Annotated in this window: 22 protein-coding genes and 2 other annotated features; all 22 genes read right to left on the bottom strand. The window is 40.4% G+C overall.

Annotation, left to right across the window (positions count from 1 at the left end; genetic code table 11):
* Positions 1–13 precede the first annotated feature (13 nt).
* Positions 14–484, bottom strand: coding sequence for a 30S ribosomal protein S7 (gene rpsG, locus N784_RS12885; protein WP_036835588.1), 471 nt, complete (start codon positions 482–484; stop codon positions 14–16).
* A gap of 57 nt (positions 485–541) precedes the next feature.
* Complete coding sequence (gene rpsL / locus N784_RS12890) at positions 542–955, bottom strand: 30S ribosomal protein S12 (RefSeq protein ID WP_036835589.1); 414 nt, start codon at positions 953–955, stop codon at positions 542–544.
* 108 nt (positions 956–1,063) lie between these two features.
* Positions 1,064–1,315: a 50S ribosomal protein L7ae-like protein gene (locus N784_RS12895; RefSeq protein WP_036835590.1), complete on the bottom strand. Its 252-nt coding sequence runs from the start codon at positions 1,313–1,315 to the stop codon at positions 1,064–1,066.
* Between the two features lie 140 nt (positions 1,316–1,455).
* On the bottom strand, positions 1,456–5,073 hold the full coding sequence (gene rpoC, locus N784_RS12900) for a DNA-directed RNA polymerase subunit beta' (protein ID WP_036835591.1): 3,618 nt from the start codon (positions 5,071–5,073) through the stop codon (positions 1,456–1,458).
* Between the two features lie 67 nt (positions 5,074–5,140).
* On the bottom strand, positions 5,141–8,689 hold the full coding sequence (gene rpoB, locus N784_RS12905) for a DNA-directed RNA polymerase subunit beta (RefSeq protein WP_036835592.1): 3,549 nt from the start codon (positions 8,687–8,689) through the stop codon (positions 5,141–5,143).
* Between the two features lie 337 nt (positions 8,690–9,026).
* A complete protein-coding gene (locus N784_RS12910) occupies positions 9,027–9,629 on the bottom strand; it encodes a class I SAM-dependent methyltransferase (protein ID WP_036835593.1) in 603 nt (200 codons plus the stop codon).
* A gap of 220 nt (positions 9,630–9,849) precedes the next feature.
* Complete coding sequence (gene rplL / locus N784_RS12915) at positions 9,850–10,212, bottom strand: 50S ribosomal protein L7/L12 (protein WP_036835594.1); 363 nt, start codon at positions 10,210–10,212, stop codon at positions 9,850–9,852.
* A gap of 52 nt (positions 10,213–10,264) precedes the next feature.
* Complete coding sequence (rplJ, locus tag N784_RS12920) at positions 10,265–10,765, bottom strand: 50S ribosomal protein L10 (RefSeq protein WP_036835595.1); 501 nt, start codon at positions 10,763–10,765, stop codon at positions 10,265–10,267.
* A gap of 67 nt (positions 10,766–10,832) precedes the next feature.
* Positions 10,833–10,991, bottom strand: a sequence feature (ribosomal protein L10 leader region).
* A 48-nt stretch (positions 10,992–11,039) separates the two neighbouring features.
* Positions 11,040–11,738 (bottom strand): 50S ribosomal protein L1, encoded by a 699-nt coding sequence (gene rplA / locus N784_RS12925; protein WP_036835596.1) that lies wholly within the window; start codon positions 11,736–11,738, stop codon positions 11,040–11,042.
* Positions 11,739–11,849: 111 nt separating this feature from the next.
* Positions 11,850–12,275: a 50S ribosomal protein L11 gene (gene rplK / locus N784_RS12930; protein WP_036835597.1), complete on the bottom strand. Its 426-nt coding sequence runs from the start codon at positions 12,273–12,275 to the stop codon at positions 11,850–11,852.
* Positions 12,276–12,416: 141 nt separating this feature from the next.
* Positions 12,417–12,950, bottom strand: a complete 534-nt coding sequence (nusG, locus tag N784_RS12935; RefSeq protein WP_036835598.1) for a transcription termination/antitermination protein NusG — start codon at positions 12,948–12,950, stop codon at positions 12,417–12,419.
* A gap of 153 nt (positions 12,951–13,103) precedes the next feature.
* Positions 13,104–13,280, bottom strand: a complete 177-nt coding sequence (gene secE, locus N784_RS12940; protein ID WP_036835599.1) for a preprotein translocase subunit SecE — start codon at positions 13,278–13,280, stop codon at positions 13,104–13,106.
* Positions 13,281–13,322: 42 nt separating this feature from the next.
* Complete coding sequence (rpmG, locus tag N784_RS16380; RefSeq protein ID WP_084600251.1) at positions 13,323–13,469, bottom strand: 50S ribosomal protein L33; 147 nt, start codon at positions 13,467–13,469, stop codon at positions 13,323–13,325.
* A gap of 73 nt (positions 13,470–13,542) precedes the next feature.
* Positions 13,543–14,193 (bottom strand): RNA polymerase sporulation sigma factor SigH, encoded by a 651-nt coding sequence (sigH, locus tag N784_RS12945; protein ID WP_036835600.1) that lies wholly within the window; start codon positions 14,191–14,193, stop codon positions 13,543–13,545.
* Positions 14,194–14,273: 80 nt separating this feature from the next.
* Complete coding sequence (locus N784_RS12950) at positions 14,274–14,786, bottom strand: NYN domain-containing protein (RefSeq protein WP_036835601.1); 513 nt, start codon at positions 14,784–14,786, stop codon at positions 14,274–14,276.
* Positions 14,787–14,789: 3 nt separating this feature from the next.
* Positions 14,790–15,533, bottom strand: a complete 744-nt coding sequence (gene rlmB / locus N784_RS12955) for a 23S rRNA (guanosine(2251)-2'-O)-methyltransferase RlmB (protein WP_036835614.1) — start codon at positions 15,531–15,533, stop codon at positions 14,790–14,792.
* A 2-nt stretch (positions 15,534–15,535) separates the two neighbouring features.
* Positions 15,536–15,940, bottom strand: a complete 405-nt coding sequence (locus tag N784_RS12960) for a Mini-ribonuclease 3 (protein ID WP_036835602.1) — start codon at positions 15,938–15,940, stop codon at positions 15,536–15,538.
* A gap of 2 nt (positions 15,941–15,942) precedes the next feature.
* On the bottom strand, positions 15,943–17,343 hold the full coding sequence (cysS, locus tag N784_RS12965; RefSeq protein WP_036835603.1) for a cysteine--tRNA ligase: 1,401 nt from the start codon (positions 17,341–17,343) through the stop codon (positions 15,943–15,945).
* Positions 17,333–17,995 (bottom strand): serine O-acetyltransferase, encoded by a 663-nt coding sequence (gene cysE, locus N784_RS12970; protein ID WP_232306022.1) that lies wholly within the window; start codon positions 17,993–17,995, stop codon positions 17,333–17,335. Before cysE ends, cysS begins: the two co-directional genes overlap by 11 nt.
* Positions 17,996–18,062: 67 nt before the next feature.
* Positions 18,063–18,290: a binding site (T-box leader), on the bottom strand.
* 75 nt (positions 18,291–18,365) lie between these two features.
* A complete protein-coding gene (gene gltX, locus N784_RS12975; RefSeq protein WP_036835604.1) occupies positions 18,366–19,832 on the bottom strand; it encodes a glutamate--tRNA ligase in 1,467 nt (488 codons plus the stop codon).
* A 110-nt stretch (positions 19,833–19,942) separates the two neighbouring features.
* Entirely contained in the window at positions 19,943–20,419 is a 477-nt protein-coding gene (ispF, locus tag N784_RS12980; protein WP_036835605.1) for a 2-C-methyl-D-erythritol 2,4-cyclodiphosphate synthase, read from the bottom strand.
* 15 nt (positions 20,420–20,434) lie between these two features.
* On the bottom strand, positions 20,435–21,121 hold the full coding sequence (gene ispD, locus N784_RS12985) for a 2-C-methyl-D-erythritol 4-phosphate cytidylyltransferase (RefSeq protein WP_036835616.1): 687 nt from the start codon (positions 21,119–21,121) through the stop codon (positions 20,435–20,437).
* Positions 21,122–21,153 lie beyond the last annotated feature (32 nt).

The following is a 21,153-nucleotide window of genomic DNA, read 5'->3' on the forward strand; positions in this document are numbered from 1 at the left end:
TTTAGTTTGTCTATTACCAACGGTAGTGAGCAAATGCTTTGTTTGCTTCTGCCATTTTATGAACATCTTCACGCTTCTTAACAGATGCTCCAGAGTTGTTTGCAGCATCAAGAATTTCGTTAGCTAGACGTTCTTCCATTGTTTTCTCACCGCGAAGACGAGAATAATTAACGATCCATCGTAAGCCTAGTGCTTGACGACGCTCTGGGCGTACTTCAACTGGAACTTGGTAGTTAGATCCACCTACACGGCGTGCTCTAACCTCAAGTACAGGCATTACGTTTTTAAGTGCTTGTTCAAAAGTTTCCATAGCATCGTTACCACTACGTTCTTGTACAAGTTCGAAAGCATTGTAAAGAATCTTTTGAGCTTTACCGCGCTTTCCGTCCACCATAATTTGGTTGATAAGGCGTGTAACAAGCTTAGAGTTATACATTGGATCAGGTAATACATCACGCTTTGGTACTGGTCCTTTACGTGGCATATGTCCCCCTCCTTTCCTTTGTTGTTTTTAAGTTTATTTTAGATGCATGTGTTTGCATTATTTTTTAGGTCTCTTCGTCCCGTATTTAGAACGTCCTTGCATGCGACCCTCAACACCTGCAGTATCAAGTGCACCACGAACGATGTGATAGCGTACACCAGGTAAGTCTTTAACACGTCCACCACGGATAAGAACAACACTGTGCTCTTGTAGGTTGTGTCCAATACCAGGAATGTAAGCAGTAACCTCAATGCTATTCGTTAAACGAACACGAGCGTACTTACGAAGTGCAGAGTTTGGTTTCTTTGGAGTTAGCGTTCCCACACGAGTACATACACCACGTTTTTGAGGTGATGACTGGTTAGTGAAATGCTTTTTGAAACTGTTGTAACCTTTGTTAAGAGCTGGTGAGTCAGATTTTTTTGTCTGAGACACACGGCCTTTACGCACTAGTTGGTTAATAGTTGGCATTTTGTTTTCCTCCCTTCAATTCAAGTGTTTGCAAAACCACACATCCAGGTGGTTCATAAATAATTAAAAAACAAAGCTTTAGCGATTGCATTAACAAACACCAAAACTTCATTGCTTAATCGCGACTACAGCTGCTGCGACATCAATTCCGCATGCTTTCCCTAGCTTTTGCATGGAGTCAACATATAGAACCGGCGTTGCAAAATCCTTTGCTACACGCAACACCTTTGCAGTTACATGCTCATCAGCATCTTCAGCAATGATAACTTCTTGAACTTCACCATGCTTTATGGCTTTCATGGCTTGTTTCATTCCAATTATTATACTTGGCTTAGCCTGTGCTACTTTTTCATAAGACATTTCATATATCCTCCAAAGCAACAAGGATAAAATCGAAGCACCTTGAATATATTATCACTCACTCGTTCTATTGTCAACGTTGTTTGTAATTTTTTTATCAAGATGCTTCAGGGATTATCACTTGTACATGATCTTAATGACTAAGATTGAGTTATTTCCTCCGGCTGTTCCGCGCGGATCATATCATCTGTTAGTTCATCTGATGCAGGCTGTACACTACGATATCTCGTCATACCAGTACCTGCTGGAACAAGCTTACCAATAATAACATTTTCTTTAAGTCCCAGCAACTCATCACGTTTTCCTTTAATTGCCGCATCTGTTAGAACTCTAGTTGTTTCTTGGAATGATGCAGCGGATAAGAAGGAATCTGTTTCAAGAGATGCTTTGGTAATTCCTAATAGTACAGGATTTCCAACTGCAGGCTGGTGCCCATTTAATAGCGCAGATTCATTTGCTTCTTTGAAGTTTCTAATTTCTAGTAATGAACCTGGAAGCACATCTGTATCACCAGAATCAACGACTCTGATTTTGCGAAGCATTTGGCGAACCATTACTTCAACGTGCTTATCTCCGATTTCTACACCTTGCATACGGTAAACTTTCTGTACCTCTTTAAGCAAGTAGGTCTGAACACCTTCCAACCCTTGAATTTTCAATAACTCTTTAGGGTCAATTGAACCTTCTGTTAATGGATCACCCGCAGCAACATAATCACCCACTGCGACTTTCATGCGTGCACCATAAGGGGCTGTATAGTTACGTTTCTCTACTTCGCCTTGTACTGTGATTTCAAACTTATCTTTCACTTCATTTACTTCTTCAACAGTACCGTGAATTTCACTAATAACAGATTGTCCTTTTGGATTACGTGCTTCAAATAACTCTTGAATACGTGGAAGACCTTGAGTTATATCGTCTCCTGCAACTCCACCTGTGTGGAACGTACGCATTGTTAACTGTGTACCTGGCTCACCGATAGATTGGGCTGCAATGATTCCAACTGCTTCTCCAACCTCTACTTCTGAACCAGTAGCTAAGTTACGACCATAACATTTCTTACATACACCATGATGTGTGTTACAAGTAAATACAGAACGAATGACTACTTTCTCCACACCAGCCTCTATAATGATGCGTGTTTTATCTTCTGTAATAAGATCGTTCGGCTTTACGAGTACTTCATTTGTTTCAGGATGCTTTACTGTATGGAATGCTGTACGGCCAATTAGTCGGTCCATTAAAGGTTCGATTAACTCTGTACCTTCCTTCAAATCCATTACTTCTAAACCACGATCTGTACCACAATCATCCTCACGAACAATAACGTCTTGGGCAACATCTACTAGGCGACGTGTTAGATAACCTGAATCGGCTGTCTTCAGCGCTGTATCTGCTAGACCTTTACGTGCCCCGTGTGTAGAAATAAAGTATTCTAATACCGTTAATCCTTCACGGAAACTGGATTTGATCGGCAACTCAATAATCTTACCAGCTGGGTTGGCCATTAAACCACGCATACCCGCTAACTGCGTAAAGTTAGATGCGTTACCACGCGCTCCTGAGTCACTCATCATGAAGATTGGGTTTGTAGGCTCAAGGGATTTCATTAAGCGTTCTTGAATGTCATCTTTCGCCGCAGACCAAATAGCGATAACACGATCGTAACGCTCTTCATCTGTAATAAGACCACGACGGAATTGCTTCATGACTTTATCTACTTTCAATTGAGCTTCCTCAAGGATTTCTTGCTTCTCTGGTAATACAACAATGTCTGACACACCTACTGTAATACCGGCTTTTGTGGAATACGCAAATCCTAAATCTTTCATTCGGTCAAGCATGCGAGATGTTTCGCTAATCTTGAAACGTTTGAAGACTTCAGCAATCACATTACCAAGAATTTTCTTCTTGAACGGTTGAACCAATTCTCGTTGTTCAATGTTCTCTTTTACGTTAGTACCCTTAGGAATGAAATAATTCTCAGGTGTACGTTCTGTAAGGTTAAGTTGAGTCGGTTCGTTAATATACGGGAACGACTCCGGTAATATCTCATTAAAAATTAACTTTCCAACCGTTGTTACTAACAACTGACTATTTTGCTCCGCTGTAAACGTCTTGTTTTCTAAAGAGGAAGCTTGCACTGCTACACGTGTGTGTAAATGCACATAACCATTTTGGTATGCAATAATTGCTTCATTTGTATTTTTAAATACTTTCCCTTCTCCAACTGCACCCTTACGTTCTAGCGTTAAATAGTAGTTACCTAATACCATATCTTGTGATGGTGTAACAACCGGTTTTCCATCTTTCGGATTTAAGATGTTCTGAGCCGCCAACATTAAGATACGTGCTTCTGCTTGCGCTTCTGCAGATAGTGGCACGTGTACAGCCATTTGGTCACCATCAAAGTCCGCGTTATAGGCCGTACATACAAGTGGATGCAGGCGAATTGCGCGACCTTCTACTAATGTTGGTTCAAATGCCTGAATTCCAAGACGGTGAAGAGTAGGTGCACGGTTAAGTAGTACAGGATGCTCTCTGATTACTTCTTCTAACACATCCCATACTTCTGGGTGTACTCTTTCAATCTTACGTTTCGCAGACTTAATGTTATGAGCTAGACCGCGGTCAACTAATTCTCTCATTACAAATGGTTTGAATAATTCTAGAGCCATCTCTTTCGGAAGACCACATTGGTACATTTTCAAGTTAGGCCCTACAACGATAACAGAACGTCCGGAATAGTCTACACGTTTACCTAACAAGTTTTGACGGAAGCGTCCTTGTTTCCCTTTAAGCATGTGAGACAAAGATTTTAATGGTCGATTTCCTGGTCCAGTTACCGGACGACCACGACGCCCGTTATCTATTAAAGCATCAACAGACTCTTGAAGCATACGTTTTTCATTTTGAACGATAATAGATGGTGCACCTAAGTCTAATAAACGCTTCAAACGATTATTTCGGTTAATTACACGACGATATAAATCGTTTAAATCAGAAGTTGCAAAACGTCCACCATCTAATTGAACCATCGGACGTAATTCAGGCGGTATTACCGGAAGTACATCTAACACCATCCAAGATGGGTCATTTCCTGAATTACGGAAGGCTTCTAATACTTCTAAACGTTTGATAGCACGTGTACGGCGTTGACCTTGTGCTGTTTTCAGTTCTTCCTTAAGTGCGTCGACTTCTTTATCTAAATGAATGTCTTGAAGTAACTTACGAATGGCTTCAGCACCCATCATTGCTTGGAATGAGTTGCCGAATTTTTCGCGATACGCACGGTATTCCTTCTCTGATAAAAGTTGTTTTTTATCAAGTGGGGTGTCACCGGAATCGGTTACGACATATGCCGCGAAATAAATTACTTCTTCAAGTGAACGTGGAGACATGTCTAAAACAAGCCCCATACGACTTGGAATACCTTTAAAATACCAAATGTGAGAAACTGGGGCAGCTAATTCTAAGTGCCCCATACGCTCACGACGTACTTTCGCCTTGGTAACTTCCACACCACAACGATCACATACAATACCTTTATAGCGGACACGTTTATACTTTCCGCAATGACATTCCCAATCCTTTGTAGGACCAAAAATACGCTCACAGAATAAACCGTCCTTCTCTGGTTTAAGTGTACGATAGTTAATCGTTTCTGGTTTCTTAACCTCACCATTGGACCAAGATCGGATCTTCTCTGGAGAAGCTAATCCTATTTTCATATACTCAAAATTATTTACATCTAGCAAGGGGCCTACCTCCCTAATAGTATACAGGTTTTACCCTAAGCTGAGCCTTCACCGTTTATAGCTTAGACTAATTTTCGTTACTAGAATCTCCGTCTAAGTTCAGTTTCTCTGCCGATTGTGTTTCGTCTTCTTCGATATCTCTAATGTCAATTTCTTTTTCATCAGCAGATAATATTTTTACGTCCATACCAAGACTTTGAAGTTCTTTGATTAATACTTTAAATGATTCTGGTACTCCTGGCTCTGGAACGTTGGATCCTTTCACAATTGCCTCGTATGTTTTCACACGACCTACCACGTCATCAGATTTAACCGTTAGAATTTCTTGTAATGTATATGCGGCACCGTATGCTTCAAGCGCCCATACCTCCATCTCACCGAAACGCTGGCCACCAAATTGAGCTTTACCACCCAATGGTTGCTGGGTAACAAGTGAGTATGGTCCTGTAGAACGTGCGTGAAGCTTATCGTCTACCATGTGCGCAAGTTTAATCATATACATAACACCTACAGACACACGGTTATCAAACGGCTCACCAGTACGACCATCATATAAAATGGTTTTGGCGTCACTGGCCATTCCCGCCTCTTCTAAAATGTCCCAAACGTCTTCTTCGCGCGCTCCGTCAAATACAGGAGTAGCAACTTGAATCCCTAGCTGTCTCGCAGCCATACCTAAGTGTAACTCTAATACCTGACCAATGTTCATTCGGGAAGGTACACCAAGTGGGTTTAACATAATATCTACAGGTGTTCCATCTGGTAAATACGGCATGTCTTCCTCAGGTAAAATACGTGAAATAACACCTTTGTTACCGTGACGACCAGCCATTTTGTCCCCTTCAGAGATTTTACGCTTTTGTACGATATAAACACGTACAAGTTGGTTTACTCCAGGAGGCAATTCATCTCCATCTTCACGATTAAATATTTTCACATCTAAAACAATTCCGCCTGCACCGTGTGGAACTCGCAAGGAAGTATCACGAACTTCACGTGCTTTTTCACCAAAGATTGCATGCAGTAGACGTTCTTCAGCAGATAATTCCGTAACACCCTTTGGCGTAACCTTACCTACTAATAAGTCTCCGTCCGTTACCTCTGCACCTACACGAATGATTCCTCGTTCATCTAAGTCACGTAATGCATCTTCTCCAACGTTCGGAATATCTCTGGTAATTTCCTCTGGTCCTAACTTCGTATCACGGGCTTCCGATTCATATTCTTCAATGTGAATGGAAGTGTACACATCATCTTTCACAAGGCGTTCGCTCATAATGATGGCATCCTCATAGTTGTAACCATCCCATGTCATGAATGCTACTAGAGGGTTTTTACCTAAAGCTAGTTCTCCTTGCTCCATCGACGGACCATCAGCAAGAATTTCACCTTTACTGACGCGATCACCAGTGCTTATAATCGGTTTCTGGTTGTAACATGTACCTTGATTGGATCGGATAAATTTCTGTAATCGGTAACGGTCAAGGTCACCTTTTACTTCATTCCCATCAACCATAGATATTCGTCTTACTATTACTTCTTTTGCGTCCACACGTTCAACAATACCTTCGTGCTTAGCGATAACAGCTGCACCTGAATCTTTCCCTGAAACATATTCCATACCTGTTCCAACAATTGGTGCTTGTGGTTCCATCAAAGGTACTGCTTGACGTTGCATGTTCGCACCCATTAAAGAACGGTTCGAGTCATCATTCTCTAAGAACGGAATACACGCAGTCGCTGCCGAAACTACTTGTTTAGGCGATACGTCCATATAATCAATACGGTCGCGCTTTACAGCTGTGTTCTCCCCGCGGAAACGAGCAATTACTTCATCATCCACGAAAGAACCATCTTCATTTAGCTGCGCATTTGCCTGTGCTACAACATAATGATCTTCTTCATCTGCCGTTAAGTAGTCGATGTAATTAGTAACTTTGTTCGTTTCTGGATCGACACGACGATATGGAGTCTCGATGAAACCAAACTTATTCACTTTCGCAAAAGAAGATAAAGAGTTAATAAGACCAATGTTCGGTCCTTCAGGTGTTTCAATTGGACACATACGACCATAGTGGGAGTAGTGTACGTCACGCACTTCAAATCCTGCACGTTCACGAGTTAAACCACCAGGCCCTAAAGCAGAAAGGCGTCGTTTATGTGTTAATTCTGCTAACGGGTTTGTTTGATCCATGAACTGCGATAACTGAGAACTACCAAAGAATTCTTTGATCGATGCTATAACTGGTCGGATATTAATCAATTGTTGTGGAGTAATCGATGACGTATCTTGAATAGACATACGTTCTCTTACTACTCGCTCCATACGTGATAATCCGATGCGGAATTGATTTTGCAGCAATTCCCCTACCGAACGTAAACGACGGTTACCTAAGTGATCAATATCATCTGTTCCACCGACATTATGCAATAAATTAAAGAAATAGCTTATAGCAGACAAAATGTCAGCAGGTGTAATATTTTTAACTTCATGATCCACCTGAGCATTGCCGATGACATTCAATGTCTTTTCACCTTCAGGGTCTGTCGGGTCTACAATTTTAATGGATTGGATCTTAATTGAATCCTCTAACACTCCATCATAAGGTTCAATAACAGTTTCCCCTAGGTTTTCGTCCTCTGCTCCATCTAAATATGGTAATACTTTATCTAAAAGACGGCGATCTAACGTATCGCCTTTGCTTGCAATAATTTCACCCGTTTCTGGATCAACAAGGTTCTCAGCTAAGACTTGGTTGAATAAACGGTTTTTTAAATGCAATTTTTTATTAATTTTGTAACGACCTACGTTGGCTAAATCATAGCGTTTTGGATCAAAAAATCTAGAAATCAATAAACTCTTTGCATTTTCCACTGTAGGCGGTTCACCAGGACGTAAGCGCTCGTATATTTCTAGCAACGCTTTTTCGCTATTTTCTGTATTGTCTTTCTCTAACGTGTTTTTCAAGAAGTCATTGTCACCAATTAAGTCAATAATTTCCTGGTCCGTACCAAAACCTAAAGCTCGTAACAACACTGTGATAGGAAGCTTCCTTGTACGGTCAATTCGAACATGCACTACGTCTTTAGCATCTGTTTCAAACTCCAACCATGCACCACGGTTCGGAATAACAGTTGCTGTGTAGCCCTTCTTCCCGTTTTTATCTACTTTTGGACTAAAGTATACACTTGGAGAACGGACGAGCTGCGATACGATGACACGCTCCGCACCGTTGATAACAAATGTACCTACGTCTGTCATTAATGGGAAGTCACCCATAAACACTTCTTGCTCTTTCACTTCGCCAGTTTCTTTATTAAGCAAACGAACTTTCACACGAAGAGGAGCTGAATAAGTGACATCTCGCTCTTTAGATTCATCTACTGGATATTTTGGTTCACCTAGAGAATAATCAATAAATTCTAAAGATAAATTCCCTGTGAAATCCTCAATCGGAGAAATATCTCGAAACATTTCTCTCAAACCTTCTTGTAAGAACCATTCATAAGAAGCAGTTTGAATTTCAATTAAGTTTGGTAATTCTAGTACTTCACTAATACGCGCAAAACTTCTTCGTTGGCGGTGTCGTCCATACCGAACTAGTTGACCTGTCAACTGATTCACCCCTCAAATCAAGCATTTTAATAAAGAAAAAATCGTCCGGCAAATGATACATGCCGAACTAACTCGCACTGAGTGCATACATTTACCCGTGCAAGTATCCTATTTATACATCTATCTAAGACAAATGTAATTAAAAAGTTTTCATTTTCTCTAACGTTAGACAAAAAGAAAAAGGGTTTCTCAAAAAAACCACAATTCTTATTTCGTTCATTCGATTTTACCATTGTTAACATACCCAAGGCTTTATATACATAAAAAACTAAAAAACACCTTGACAAGCATTATACTTATTGGCATTTTCCAATACTATCATACACCTTGAAGCAAGTCAATCTTTAACTGCTTTAAATACATAATAACCTTTATTTCGAACAACAACTTCAACTTCAGGAAAAAGTTCATTTAATAAAGCTTTCGCTGACGGAGCGCCTTGCTTCTTCTGTATAACAACCCATAATTCCCCTTTAGGTAATAACGCCCGATGGCTTTGTTCCAACATGGAATGAACAACTTTCTTACCCGCTCTAATCGGTGGGTTTGTTACAATTGCAGCAAAATCCCGCTTCGAAATAGCTTCAAACTGATCACTCGCAACTAACTCAACATTCGCCGCGTTATTATTGCAAGCATTTTGTTGCGCCAATTCTAATGCTCGTTCATTCACATCCACCATCACGACACGTCGTTGCGGAAAGTCTATACCTAATGCAATACCTATTGGGCCGTAGCCACACCCTAAATCAAGGAAATCTCCTTGGACATCCGGTTCTCTGAAAACTTCTAACAGGGTTCTTGAACCAAAATCAACTTCATCTTTTGAAAAGACTCCATGATCCGTCGTGAAGCGCAGGTTTTTTCCTCTTAGTTTAAATGTCCATTGTTTTGGAGCACTATTTGTTCCTGGTTTCTTGGAATAGTAATGTTCAGTCAAACCTAACACCTACCTGTGCATCATTAATAGTAAGCAAGCTTTAGGAAGAACATGTCTAAAGCATTTAGCAAAGCTCATAAAAGAGGAGAAAAGATAAAACATTCTTTGGAGAGGTTCATTATTTATAACACTATTTAAAATGGTGTTGATCACATACACCTTAACCAAGTGAAAGCAAAAGCAAAGCTCGCCGATAAACAGCGAGCTTTTTATACTTTCATTACTTAACTTCTACTTTAGCGCCTGCTTCTTCAAGCTTAGCTTTGATTTCTTCAGCTTCTTCTTTAGAAGCGCCTTCTTTAACTGCTTTAGGAGCGTTATCTACTACTTCCTTAGCATCTTTTAAGCCAAGACCAGTGATTTCGCGTACCGCTTTAACAACTTTGATTTTAGAAGATCCAGCATTTTCAAGTACAACATCAAATTCTGTTTGCTCTTCAGCAGCTTCAGCAGCACCGCCACCAGCTACAGCTACAGGTGCAGCAGCAGTTACACCGAATTCTTCTTCAATTGCTTTTACAAGATCGTTTAGTTCAAGAACGTTCATTTCTTTAATAGCATCAATAATTTGTTCTTTAGTCATGATTGTTCCTCCTTAAATTTTTTATATCATATGACCGTGAATAATCAGGCGATTAAGCGCCTTGTTCTTCTTTTTGTTCCGCAACAGCTTTTGTTGCAAGCGCGAAGTTGCGCATTGGTGCTTGAAGTACAGAAAGAAGCATGGAAACAAGACCGTCGTGATCTGGAAGTTCCGCAAGCTCTTTAATTTGATCAACAGTAGCTACACTACCTTCAACAACGCCACCTTTAATTTCAAGTGCGTCATTTTCTTTCGCGAAGTTGTTAATGATTTTAGCAGCAGCTACAGCGTCATTCTCACTGAATGCAAGAGCTGTTGGACCTACTAACGTCTCATCAAGTTCTGCCATATTCGCTTCAGCAGCCGCGCGACGAGTCATCGTGTTTTTATACACTTTGAATTCTACGCCCGCTTCACGTAATTGTTGACGAAGATGTGTTACCTGTTCAACGTCTAAACCGCGGTAATCAACTAGAACTGTTGATTTGCTGTTTTGAAGTTTTTCTGTAATGTCAGAAACAACCTGCTTCTTATGCTCAATTACTTTGCTCATCGTTCCACCTCCTATTGACTTATCATCATACCGTTAAGGTGTTATGTTCTATTTCCAATAAAGCGAAATCGACCATGAAAAATGCCCCCGTGGTAGACACGGAGGCATATCAGATATAGCTCGGTTCTTAAACGCACAACTAAGCTTCTATATGATTCACTCACCTCGGTAGGAAATTAAGCGAAGCACTCGCACCTACTGTCTACGGTATAACGTATTTATCTATATAACAAAAGTTATTATAACCATTTGTTTAGCTAATGTCAACTACTTATTAGTTAGCTTTGAAATTAGAAACATCAACACGTACGCCAGGGCCCATCGTAGAAGCGATAGCAGCGTTACGCATGTAAATTCCTTTAGCAGCTTGTGGCTTCACTTTTAGTAAAGTCTCTGTAATGGAAGTGAAGTTTTCTACTAACTTTTCATTATCAAAAGATACTTTACCGATTGGCACGTGAACGTTACCTGCTTTATCAACGCGGTATTCTACTTTACCAGCTTTGATTTCATTAACTGCTTTTTCTACTTCAAATGTTACAGTACCTGTTTTAGGGTTAGGCATTAAACCTTTAGGTCCAAGCACGCGACCAAGTTTACCTACTTCAGCCATCATGTCAGGAGTAGCAACTACTACATCAAAGTCAAACCAACCTTGGTTGATTTTGTTGATTAAATCTTGCTCACCTACATAATCTGCTCCAGCTGCTTCTGCTTCTTTCGCCTTATCACCTTTAGCGAAAACTAATACGCTTTGTGATTTACCTGTACCATGTGGTAATACCATAGCACCGCGAATTTGTTGGTCTGCTTTCTTAGGGTCTACGCCTAGACGAAATGCAGCCTCTACTGTTTCATCGAAGCTTGCTTTTGATGTTTCTTTAACAAGAGCAACAGCTTCACTTACTTCATAATTTTTTGTTTTATCAACAAGCTTTAACGCTTCTTGATATCTTTTACTTCTTTTTGCCATTTTAATTTCCTCCTTTGTGGTTTTAACGGTTTTACCTCCCACGAATAAAGGTTGCGAAGGTGGCAAAACTCCATCCTCGCAACCTTCTCCTTCACACAGGCCGTTGTGGGATTAGTCTTCTACAACAATTCCCATACTGCGCGCTGTACCTTCTACCATGCGCATTGCTGCCTCTACGTTAGCAGCGTTTAGGTCAGGCATTTTAGATTCAGCAATTTCGCGTACTTTATCACGCTTAACTGTTGCAACCTTATTACGGTTAGGTTCACCTGATCCAGATTTAATTCCAGCCGCTTCTTTAAGAAGAACAGCAGCAGGCGGGGTTTTGGTGATGAATGTAAATGAACGGTCTTCAAATACCGTAATTTCAACCGGAATAATCATACCTGCTTGATCTGCAGTACGTGCGTTAAATTCCTTACAGAAACCCATAATGTTAACACCTGCTTGACCTAGTGCTGGTCCAACTGGTGGCGCTGGATTTGCTTTACCTGCAGGAATCTGAAGCTTAACAACTTTAATTACTTTTTTAGCCACGAGACACACCTCCTTAAGTCCGTGATGTGGTTACAGGGGACTTACCCCTCCCACTCTCTTATCAACATAAATCCTCTTGCTCGAGGCATAATGAACATAAAAATTCTAGCATTATTCAGCAATTATTGCAAGGGGGATCCTCTATAATTTTTCAATTTGCGAAAATTCTAGCTCTACAGGTGTTTCGCGCCCAAACATATTGACGTGCACTTTAATTTTTTGTTTATCCATATCAATGTTCTCGATTGTACCAGCAAAGTCAGCGAATGGACCTTCTTTCACACGCACACTTTCTTTCAATTCAAAATCTACCTCATGTACAGGTTCATTCATCCCCATACGTTTCAATACAGTTTCAATTTCTTCTGGCAAGAGAGGAGTAGGCTTTGAACCTGAACCAGTGGAGCCTACGAACCCTGTTACACCAGGTGTATTTCGTACAACATACCACGAATCATCCGTCATTACCATTTCAGCTAATACATAACCCGGGAAAACTTTCTTCATTTGCACTTTTCGTTTCCCGTTTTTAATTTCCGTCTCTTCATCCTCAGGAACAATAACACGAAAAATTTTATCTTCCATTCCCATTGAATCTACACGTTTTTCTAAATTTTTCTTCACTTTATTCTCATACCCGGAATAAGTGTGTACGACATACCATCTTTTCTCCATAGTCTCTGGACAAACGGTTTGCCCTTCCCTCCCTTATGGTGGATTTTTTAACCACATGAAAAAACCCGTTAAACGGGCTTTTGAACGTGAAGTAATAGTAACATTATATCATAATCATAATAGCTTTATTCGATAAACTACTTAGGGAGTCCATTACTTTTCAAAAAACAGTTCAAGAACTTGCGAAATCCCTAAATCGACCAGGGCAAAGAAAATAGTAATAAACGCTAGAGTAGTAACCACCGTAATCGTATATTTCGTTAATTCACGACCATTAGGCCAACTCACTTTTCGCATTTCTTTGGATACATTTCCTAAAAACTTGATCATAATGGTCCCCCCAAAAATTCACCCATCTAACATGCTAGAGCGTTATTTCGTTTCACGATGCATCGTGTGTTTATTACAATACTTGCAATATTTGCGTACTTCTAACCTTTGTTCTGAGCCAGCGCTTCTATCTGTAGAATAATTTCTATTCATGCATTCTGCACACGCTAATATAATCTTATTATTCAACGTACTTCTCCCCTTAACTAGGGTTATTACTTCAATAAATGTATCACGCAACCATATTTATGTCAACGACAGCTTACAAGATGACCTCGCTTATTTCGAGGTATTTTTCCAATTTTCGTTTTACGCGTTGCAACGCATTATCAATGGATTTCACATGGCGATTTAATTCGACTGAAATCTCTTGATACGATTGTCCATCGAGGTAAAGCGCTAACACTTCACGCTCTAATTCACTTAACAATTCCGACATCTTTGTTTCCATATCACCGAATCGTTCACGGTTAATCATTAATTGTTCGGGATCAAGTGCTTTTGTTCCAGCAATGACATCTAAAAGTGTTCGGTCTGATTCTTCATCATATATAGGCTTGTCTAAAGAAACGTATGAGTTTAGTGGGATATGTTTTTGGCGAGTAGCTGTTTTTATAGCGGTAATAATTTGGCGAGTTACACATAATTCCGCGAAGGCTTTAAATGATGATAGCTTGTCTTTCTGATAATCTCTTATCGCTTTATACAAGCCTATCATCCCCTCTTGTACAATATCTTCTCGGTCCGCTCCAATAAGAAAATATGTTCGAGCTTTCGCGCGCACAAAATTCTTATATTTATTAATTAAGTGCTCTAGGGCGCGGCTATCCCCTTTATGAACCAATACTACAACTTCCTCGTCTGATAATAGACTTAAATCTTGGCTGCCTGTATCTACTTGACTAATGCTCACGTAAGGATCTCCCCCCGACCGTACTGTCATGGATATAGAAATATTATACAGAGGCTTTTCACAAGCGTCAACAGTGCTAGTTAATCCTTTTTACCCCGCCTCCACTTCTCAAACACATCCAAAACCTCTTGCGTTATGGGAATTTTCACATTATACTGACGTTCATTATTTAATTTTACTTCTTGTTGAATTTCTTTTTCTATATTATTCATTTCCACCAATAATTCTCTCGCTGACTTTCTCAGAGCCCCTTGCGCAAATATTGTCCGCTGTTCCGTATAATCTGATGTAGCAACATAGACTTGATTTCGAATATGTTTTCGTTCTTGAACAAGCTTCTCTATACGTTCGTCCGCAGTTTCGTTTTCTTTCGTAAATACCACTTCGATTTTATGTGTGCTTTGCTTCTTTTCGATGCCTCGAACATAATGAGCATCAAATACGATGATGACTTGTTCGCCACTATAAGCTTGATATTCGGCCATTTTCTCTATTAACAAATCTCTCGCTGTCGCTAAATCTTTGTCACGCAAAGCTTCTAGTTCCGGCCAAGCTCCTATTATGTTATAACCATCAACAATCAGAACATCCATTTGTTACTCACCAAGCGGATGACGCTTTCGATGTATTTCGTACATTAATAAGCCTGCCGCTACAGATGCATTTAATGATGTCACACGCCCAACCATTGGAAGGTTGACCGTCCAATCACACTTCTCCTTTACTAGGCGACTTATCCCCTTCCCTTCACTACCTATTACGAGGGCAATTGGCATATCCCCTTGAAGTTGTCGGAAATCTTCATCACCTTTAGCGTCTGTACCAACGACCCATACACGTTGTTCTTTCAATTGATCAATTGTTCTAGCAATATTGGTCACTCGAACGACAGGAATGTACTCAATAGCTCCTGTAGATGTTTTTGCAACCGTTGCGGTTAACCCAACGGATCGCCGTTTTGGAATAATGACTCCATGTACGCCTGCAGCATCTGCTGTTCGCAAAATAGAACCTAAGTTATGCGGATCTTCTATTTCATCCAAAATTAAAATGAATGGTGATTCTCCTCTTTCTTCCGCCTTGTGAAAAATATCTTCCCACTCACTGTACGTGTATGCCGCAACAGAAGCTACCACACCTTGATGATTCCCATCTACTAACTGATCCAACTTCTTCCTCGGAACTTTCTGTACTTGAATACCACTTTCTTTAGCTATCTTGTGAATTTGTTGACTAGCTTTCGCCTGCATTTGGTCAGATACCATCACTTTATTCATAGCTCGCCCTGATCGAAATGCTTCTAGGACAGCGTTTTTGCCTATAATCCATTCTTCACTCATCATTATTCCCTTCCTTCTACGATGCTAATTGCTTCTGTAACTAACTGTTCTAAACGTTCTGTTGCTCCACATAAATAAAGGTACCCAATTAACGCTTCAAATGCGGTACTATAGCGGTACGTTTGTACATCTAAATTCTTAGGTGTACCACCCGATTTGGCATTCCTTCCTCTACGCACAACACTTCTCTCTTCGCTCGTTAATGTTTCTTTATTTAGCCATTCATACAGCACATTGGCCTGCGATTTACCAGAAACGAAGCGAACCGCAGCTTGATGCAACTGCTGCGGCTTCACCTCACCTCCACGGATCAAATGTTCACGAACATATTGTTCATATACAACATCTCCCATATACGCTAACGTTAAACTTTTCATCTGCTTTGCATCTACTTTCTGCCTGTTCATCCTTATCCTCTTTTCCAGCGAGTTCCTTGTGGGGTATCTTCTAATATAATGTTTCTTTCTTTTAAGTCGTCTCGAATTTCGTCTGCTTTCTGGAAGTCACGATTCTTCCTAGCATCAATGCGTTGCTGAATCAAAGCTTCAATCTCTTCATCAAGCAACTCCTCCTCTTGCGTAATCCCGATGCCAAGTATGCTAGTTAGTTCTTGTAGTAATTGCTGAAACGCCTCCATTACTTTGGAAGATGTATGGTCGGATTGCAAGTATATGTTGGCGTCTTTTGTAATATCAAATAATACTGATATAGCATTTGCTGTATTAAAATCGTCATTCATTTCATCGATGAAACGTTGTTTGTGATGCTCAGCTTTCTCTAGCCATTGTTGTTCGTGATCATCCATATTCATCGTTGATTCCATTCTGTGGCTTAAGTTTTGATACGCGTTACGCACACGGTCTAAACCATTCTTCGCACTGTTGAGCAATTCTTCATTAAAGTTTATTGGGTTACGATAATGAACACTTAACATAAAGAAACGAACAACTTGCGGATCATGGGCTTTACTAATATCATGGGCTAATACGTAATTCCCAAGCGATTTCGACATTTTTTCATTATCAATTGTAATATAGCCATTATGCATCCAATAATTGGCGAACGTTGTTTCATTCAACGCTTCTGACTGGGCAATTTCATTCTCATGATGCGGGAACGTTAAGTCTTGACCTCCAGCGTGTATATCGATTGTATCTCCAAGGTATTTCTTCGCCATTGCAGAGCATTCAATATGCCAGCCCGGCCTTCCTTTTCCCCACGGACTTTGCCAAGAAATCTCGCCGCCTTTAGCATTTTTCCACAAAGCAAAATCTAACGGGTCTTCTTTCTTATCCCCAACTTCAATTCGCGCACCTGAACGCAATTCATCAATTGGTTGTTGCGATAGCTTACCATACGTCTCAAAAGAGCGAGTACGGAAATACACATCCCCTGCTGATTCATAGGCATGCCCTTTTTCCACGAGCGCATCGATAAATGCAATAATTTCATCCATATTCTCGGTTACTCGCGGATGATCAACTGCTTCTTTTACTCCAAATACACCTACATCTTCTTTATAAGCCTTAATAAAGCGTTCCGCAATGGCAGGCACTTCTTCCCCTAGTTCATTTGCAGCTTTAATCAATTTATCATCAACATCTGTAAAGTTTAAGACATAATGAACCTTATATCCTTGATATTCGAAGTAACGTCGAACCGTATCAAATACGATGGCAGGTCTAGCATTTCCGATGTGGATATAATTATAAACAGTCGGGCCACAAACGTACATTTTCACTTCCCCTGCTTTAAGCGGTTGAAACTTTTCTTTTTGCCTTGTTAATGTGTTATATAGTTTAATTGTCATCTAGCTCCACTCCTTGTTTTAGTTGCTCTATTTCATTTTGTAAAGCTACAATTTGTTGTTCCATTTGTTTAAATCGATCTGATACAGGGTTCGGCATTTTGTGATGATCCAAATCCTTCCTTACCTTCTCTCCATTTTGAATCACGACTTGACCAGGAATCCCTACAACAGTCGAATGGTCTGGGACATCGCGTAACACAACAGACCCTGCTCCAACTTTGGAATTTTCACCAATTGTAATAGATCCTAACACCTTCGCGCCTGTAGCGACTAAGGCGTGGTCTTTTAACGTGGGGTGCCTTTTCCCTTTCTCTTTCCCTGTCCCACCTAATGTAACGCCTTGGAAAATCGTAACATAATCTCCTATTTCACACGTTTCTCCAATGACAACGCCCATGCCGTGATCAATAAAGAAACGTCTTCCAATCTTCGCGCCTGGGTGTATTTCAATGCCGGTAAAAAATCGACTCACTTGCGAAATAACTCGCGCTAAGAAGAAGAACTTCTTCCGGTGGCAAGCATGAGCAATACGATGTGCCCAAACCGCGTGTACTCCCGAATACGTTAACACCACTTCTAAGCGGCTGCGGGCTGCAGGGTCTTGATCAAACACAACATCGACATCTTCTTTCAACAATTTAAAAAGACTCACACTCATCCCTCCCTTTATAAATAAAAACAAATCCAATTCAAAAAAGAAAGCGCCTCTGTGTTTTATACACAGAGACGCTTTCTTCGCGCGGTTCCACTCTGATTGAGAATAAGGCTTATCGACCTCTTCTCCACCTTCACTCTCGATAACGGGAGAGAATCGCACTTGTATACTCTTCTTCCACAAGTGACTCGGAGGTGCATTTCAAAAGAGTTCCATAAAATCACTCACAGCCAAAGGTGATTCTCTCTGCATATGGCAAACCCTTTCTACTTCTCCTCTTCAACATTCTAATTATATGGATAACCATCCTGCGATGTTTTTAAGATAATTTCACTATATTACAAAGTTCATAAAATGTGAATCTTTATTACTTCAGTTGACGTAGAGCACTTTCTAAACGCGCTTGTACCGTTTCTTCCCCTAACAAGTGAATGGCATTTGGTAGCTCTGGACCATGACTTTGACCAGTTGTAGCAACTCGAATTGGCATAAATAATTTCTTCCCTTTATGACCTGTCTCTTTTTGAACAGCTTTCACTGCCGCTTTAATTTCTGCCGGGCCAAACTGATCCAATTCAGCTAACTTCTTCCCAAATACTTCTAACACCTCTGGAACTTGCTCCCCATTTAGTACTTCCATTGCCGCTTCATCATAGTCAATTTCTTTACGGAAAAATAGCTCTGTTAGCTCTACTATTTCAGCAGCATAATTTAACTGCTCTTGGTATAAAGAAATAAGTTCGCTTGCCCACGCACGCTGCGTTTCATCCATATCTACTGGCAATTTACCTGCTTCTATTAAATGCGGCAACGTCATCTCAACAATCTTATTTAGTTCTGCTGTCTTCACATACTGATTATTGATCCATTTCAACTTCTGAGGGTCAAATACGGCAGGTGAAGTAGCCAAACGCTCTGGATCAAACATTGTGATTAACTGATCTTGTGTAAAGATTTCTTCTTCCCCAACAGGAGACCAACCTAGTAATGTAATGAAATTAAACAGCGCTTCTGGCAAATAGCCTAACTTCTCATATTGTCCGATAAATTGAAGAATATGTTCATCACGCTTACTTAATTTCTTGCGCTGCTCATTTAAAATGAGTGCCATGTGACCAAATTGAGGAGGCTGCCAATCGAACGCTTCATACACCATCATTTGTTTTGGCGTATTTGAGATGTGTTCTTCACCTCGTAAAACATGTGTAATATTCATTAAATAATCATCTACAGCAACAGCAAAGTTATACGTTGGCGTGCCGTTCTTCTTCTGAATAACCCAGTCACCAAAGTCACTAGATTGGAAAGTAATATCACCACGAACAATGTCATGAAACGTATACGTACGCTCCTCTGGTACGCGAATACGAATACTTGGCTTACGACCTTCCGCTTCCATTTCCGCTTGTTGCTCTTTCGTTAAGTCACGATGAGCACCAGAATACATCGGAACTTGTCCACGTGCACGCTGCGCTTCACGCTCTGCTTCAAGCTCCTCTTCCGTCATGTAACACTTATAAGCCAACCCTTTTTCTAGTAACTGATCAATATACTTTTGATAAATGTCAATACGCTCCATTTGACGATATGGTCCGTATTCTCCCCCGACATCTACCCCTTCATCCCAATCTATCCCAAGCCACTTTAAATATTGCATTTGGCTTTGCTCTCCACCGGCAACATTTCGCTTCTCATCCGTATCCTCAATACGGATAATAAACTGCCCTCCAAAGTGACGTGCAAATAAGTAATTAAATAAAGCCGTACGTGCGTTACCAATGTGTAAATGCCCTGTTGGACTAGGAGCATAGCGTACGCGAACTTGATTTGTCATATTATTTCTCCTTCCTGTTTTCAACAACTGCGTCTTGTGTGTGTTTATTTTACCATTCTATTCAAAATAACGCTGTAATGAAGTAAATAATTCTATTGCCATTATAGCGATTATGCTTGTTGAAGTAAAACAACCGCTAATGCGGCAATACCTTCTTTTCGGCCCGGGAACCCCAATTTTTCAGTAGTTGAAGCTTTTACATTAATTTGTTTAGGATCGACTTGTAAAATGCCTGCAATGCTAGTACAAATGTCTTCGATGTGCGGGGCCATTTTGGGAGCTTCGGCAATAATTGTGCAATCGACATTTCCCAGGAAATATCCCTTCTTTTCGACTAATTTCCAAACATGTCTTAATAATTCGGCAGAATCAGCATCTTTAAAAGCAGGATCTGTATCAGGGAAATGTTTACCGATATCCCCTTCCCCTATCGCTCCTAAACAAGCATCCGCTATGGTATGTAACAGCACATCTGCATCAGAGTGACCTTTCAACCCTTTTTCATACGGAATATGTACGCCACCTATAATACAAGGACGATCCTCTGCAAATTGATGGACATCAAAGCCTTGGCCTATACGAAACATGTTATCTCTCCTCTTTTATAATGGATTACGTTTAGTTAATATTGCATTTGCTTTTTCAATATCTTCTGGCGTCGTCAGTTTCATATTGTTATAACTCCCTTGAACAATATGAACTGGCAAGTGAATTCTCTCCACTAATGATGCATCGTCTGTCCCAATAAATGAAACTTCTCGCGCCTTGTCATGGGCTTTTTTTATAACAGAAAACTGAAAAGCCTGCGGTGTTTGAGCTGCCCACAGTTCACTTCGATCTAGAGAAGTCAGACCTACCTCTGTTTTACGTTTAATCGTATCTGTTACAGGTACAGCGAGTAATGCAGCTCCTTCCTTTTCCGCTTGAGCAGTTAAAGAAGTAATGTGATGCTTCTCTACAAACGGCCTTGCTCCATCATGTATAAGTACAATCCCTTCCTGTTCTTCACATGCTAACAACCCTGCATACACACTATCTTGTCTTTCTTTTCCACCATAGACTATATTCACTTTACTCGTTAGCTGGTAATTCTCTACGAGTTGTTGCATCGCCTGTTGCTCTATCGGATTAATCACTAAGTGAATTTGTTTACAAGCATTGTCTTGGTGAAACGTTTTTAGCGTATGTACAATAACAGGTTCTCCCTTCAAACGGATAAACTGCTTGTTTTGATTGGCTTGCATTCGTTTCCCTTGACCAGCAGCTAGTATTATGACTTGATATGGAATCATTTCTCTCATCCTACCTATTGATTTTACGA

The sequence above is a fragment of the Pontibacillus litoralis JSM 072002 genome (assembly GCF_000775615.1).
Lineage (GTDB): Bacteria > Bacillota > Bacilli > Bacillales > BH030062 > Pontibacillus > Pontibacillus litoralis.

Excerpts from the sequence above, each read along its gene's own strand:
- rplL (WP_036835594.1), bottom strand. The coding sequence starts at position 10,212 with ATGACTAAAGAACAAATTATTGATGCTATTAAAGAAATGAACGTTCTT.
- rplJ (WP_036835595.1), bottom strand. The coding sequence starts at position 10,765 with ATGAGCAAAGTAATTGAGCATAAGAAGCAGGTTGTTTCTGACATTACA.
- N784_RS12895 (WP_036835590.1), bottom strand. The coding sequence starts at position 1,315 with ATGTCTTATGAAAAAGTAGCACAGGCTAAGCCAAGTATAATAATTGGA.
- N784_RS12950 (WP_036835601.1), bottom strand. The coding sequence starts at position 14,786 with ATGGATGTTCTGATTGTTGATGGTTATAACATAATAGGAGCTTGGCCG.
- nusG (WP_036835598.1), bottom strand. The coding sequence starts at position 12,950 with ATGGAGAAAAGATGGTATGTCGTACACACTTATTCCGGGTATGAGAAT.
- cysS (WP_036835603.1), bottom strand. The coding sequence starts at position 17,343 with ATGACAATTAAACTATATAACACATTAACAAGGCAAAAAGAAAAGTTT.
- ispF (WP_036835605.1), bottom strand. The coding sequence starts at position 20,419 with ATGTTTCGTATAGGCCAAGGCTTTGATGTCCATCAATTTGCAGAGGAT.
- secE (WP_036835599.1), bottom strand. The coding sequence starts at position 13,280 with ATGATCAAGTTTTTAGGAAATGTATCCAAAGAAATGCGAAAAGTGAGT.
- rlmB (WP_036835614.1), bottom strand. The coding sequence starts at position 15,533 with ATGAGTGAAGAATGGATTATAGGCAAAAACGCTGTCCTAGAAGCATTT.
- rpsL (WP_036835589.1), bottom strand. The coding sequence starts at position 955 with ATGCCAACTATTAACCAACTAGTGCGTAAAGGCCGTGTGTCTCAGACA.
- N784_RS12960 (WP_036835602.1), bottom strand. The coding sequence starts at position 15,940 with ATGAACAGGCAGAAAGTAGATGCAAAGCAGATGAAAAGTTTAACGTTA.
- rplA (WP_036835596.1), bottom strand. The coding sequence starts at position 11,738 with ATGGCAAAAAGAAGTAAAAGATATCAAGAAGCGTTAAAGCTTGTTGAT.
- gltX (WP_036835604.1), bottom strand. The coding sequence starts at position 19,832 with ATGACAAATCAAGTTCGCGTACGCTATGCTCCTAGTCCAACAGGGCAT.
- rpsG (WP_036835588.1), bottom strand. The coding sequence starts at position 484 with ATGCCACGTAAAGGACCAGTACCAAAGCGTGATGTATTACCTGATCCA.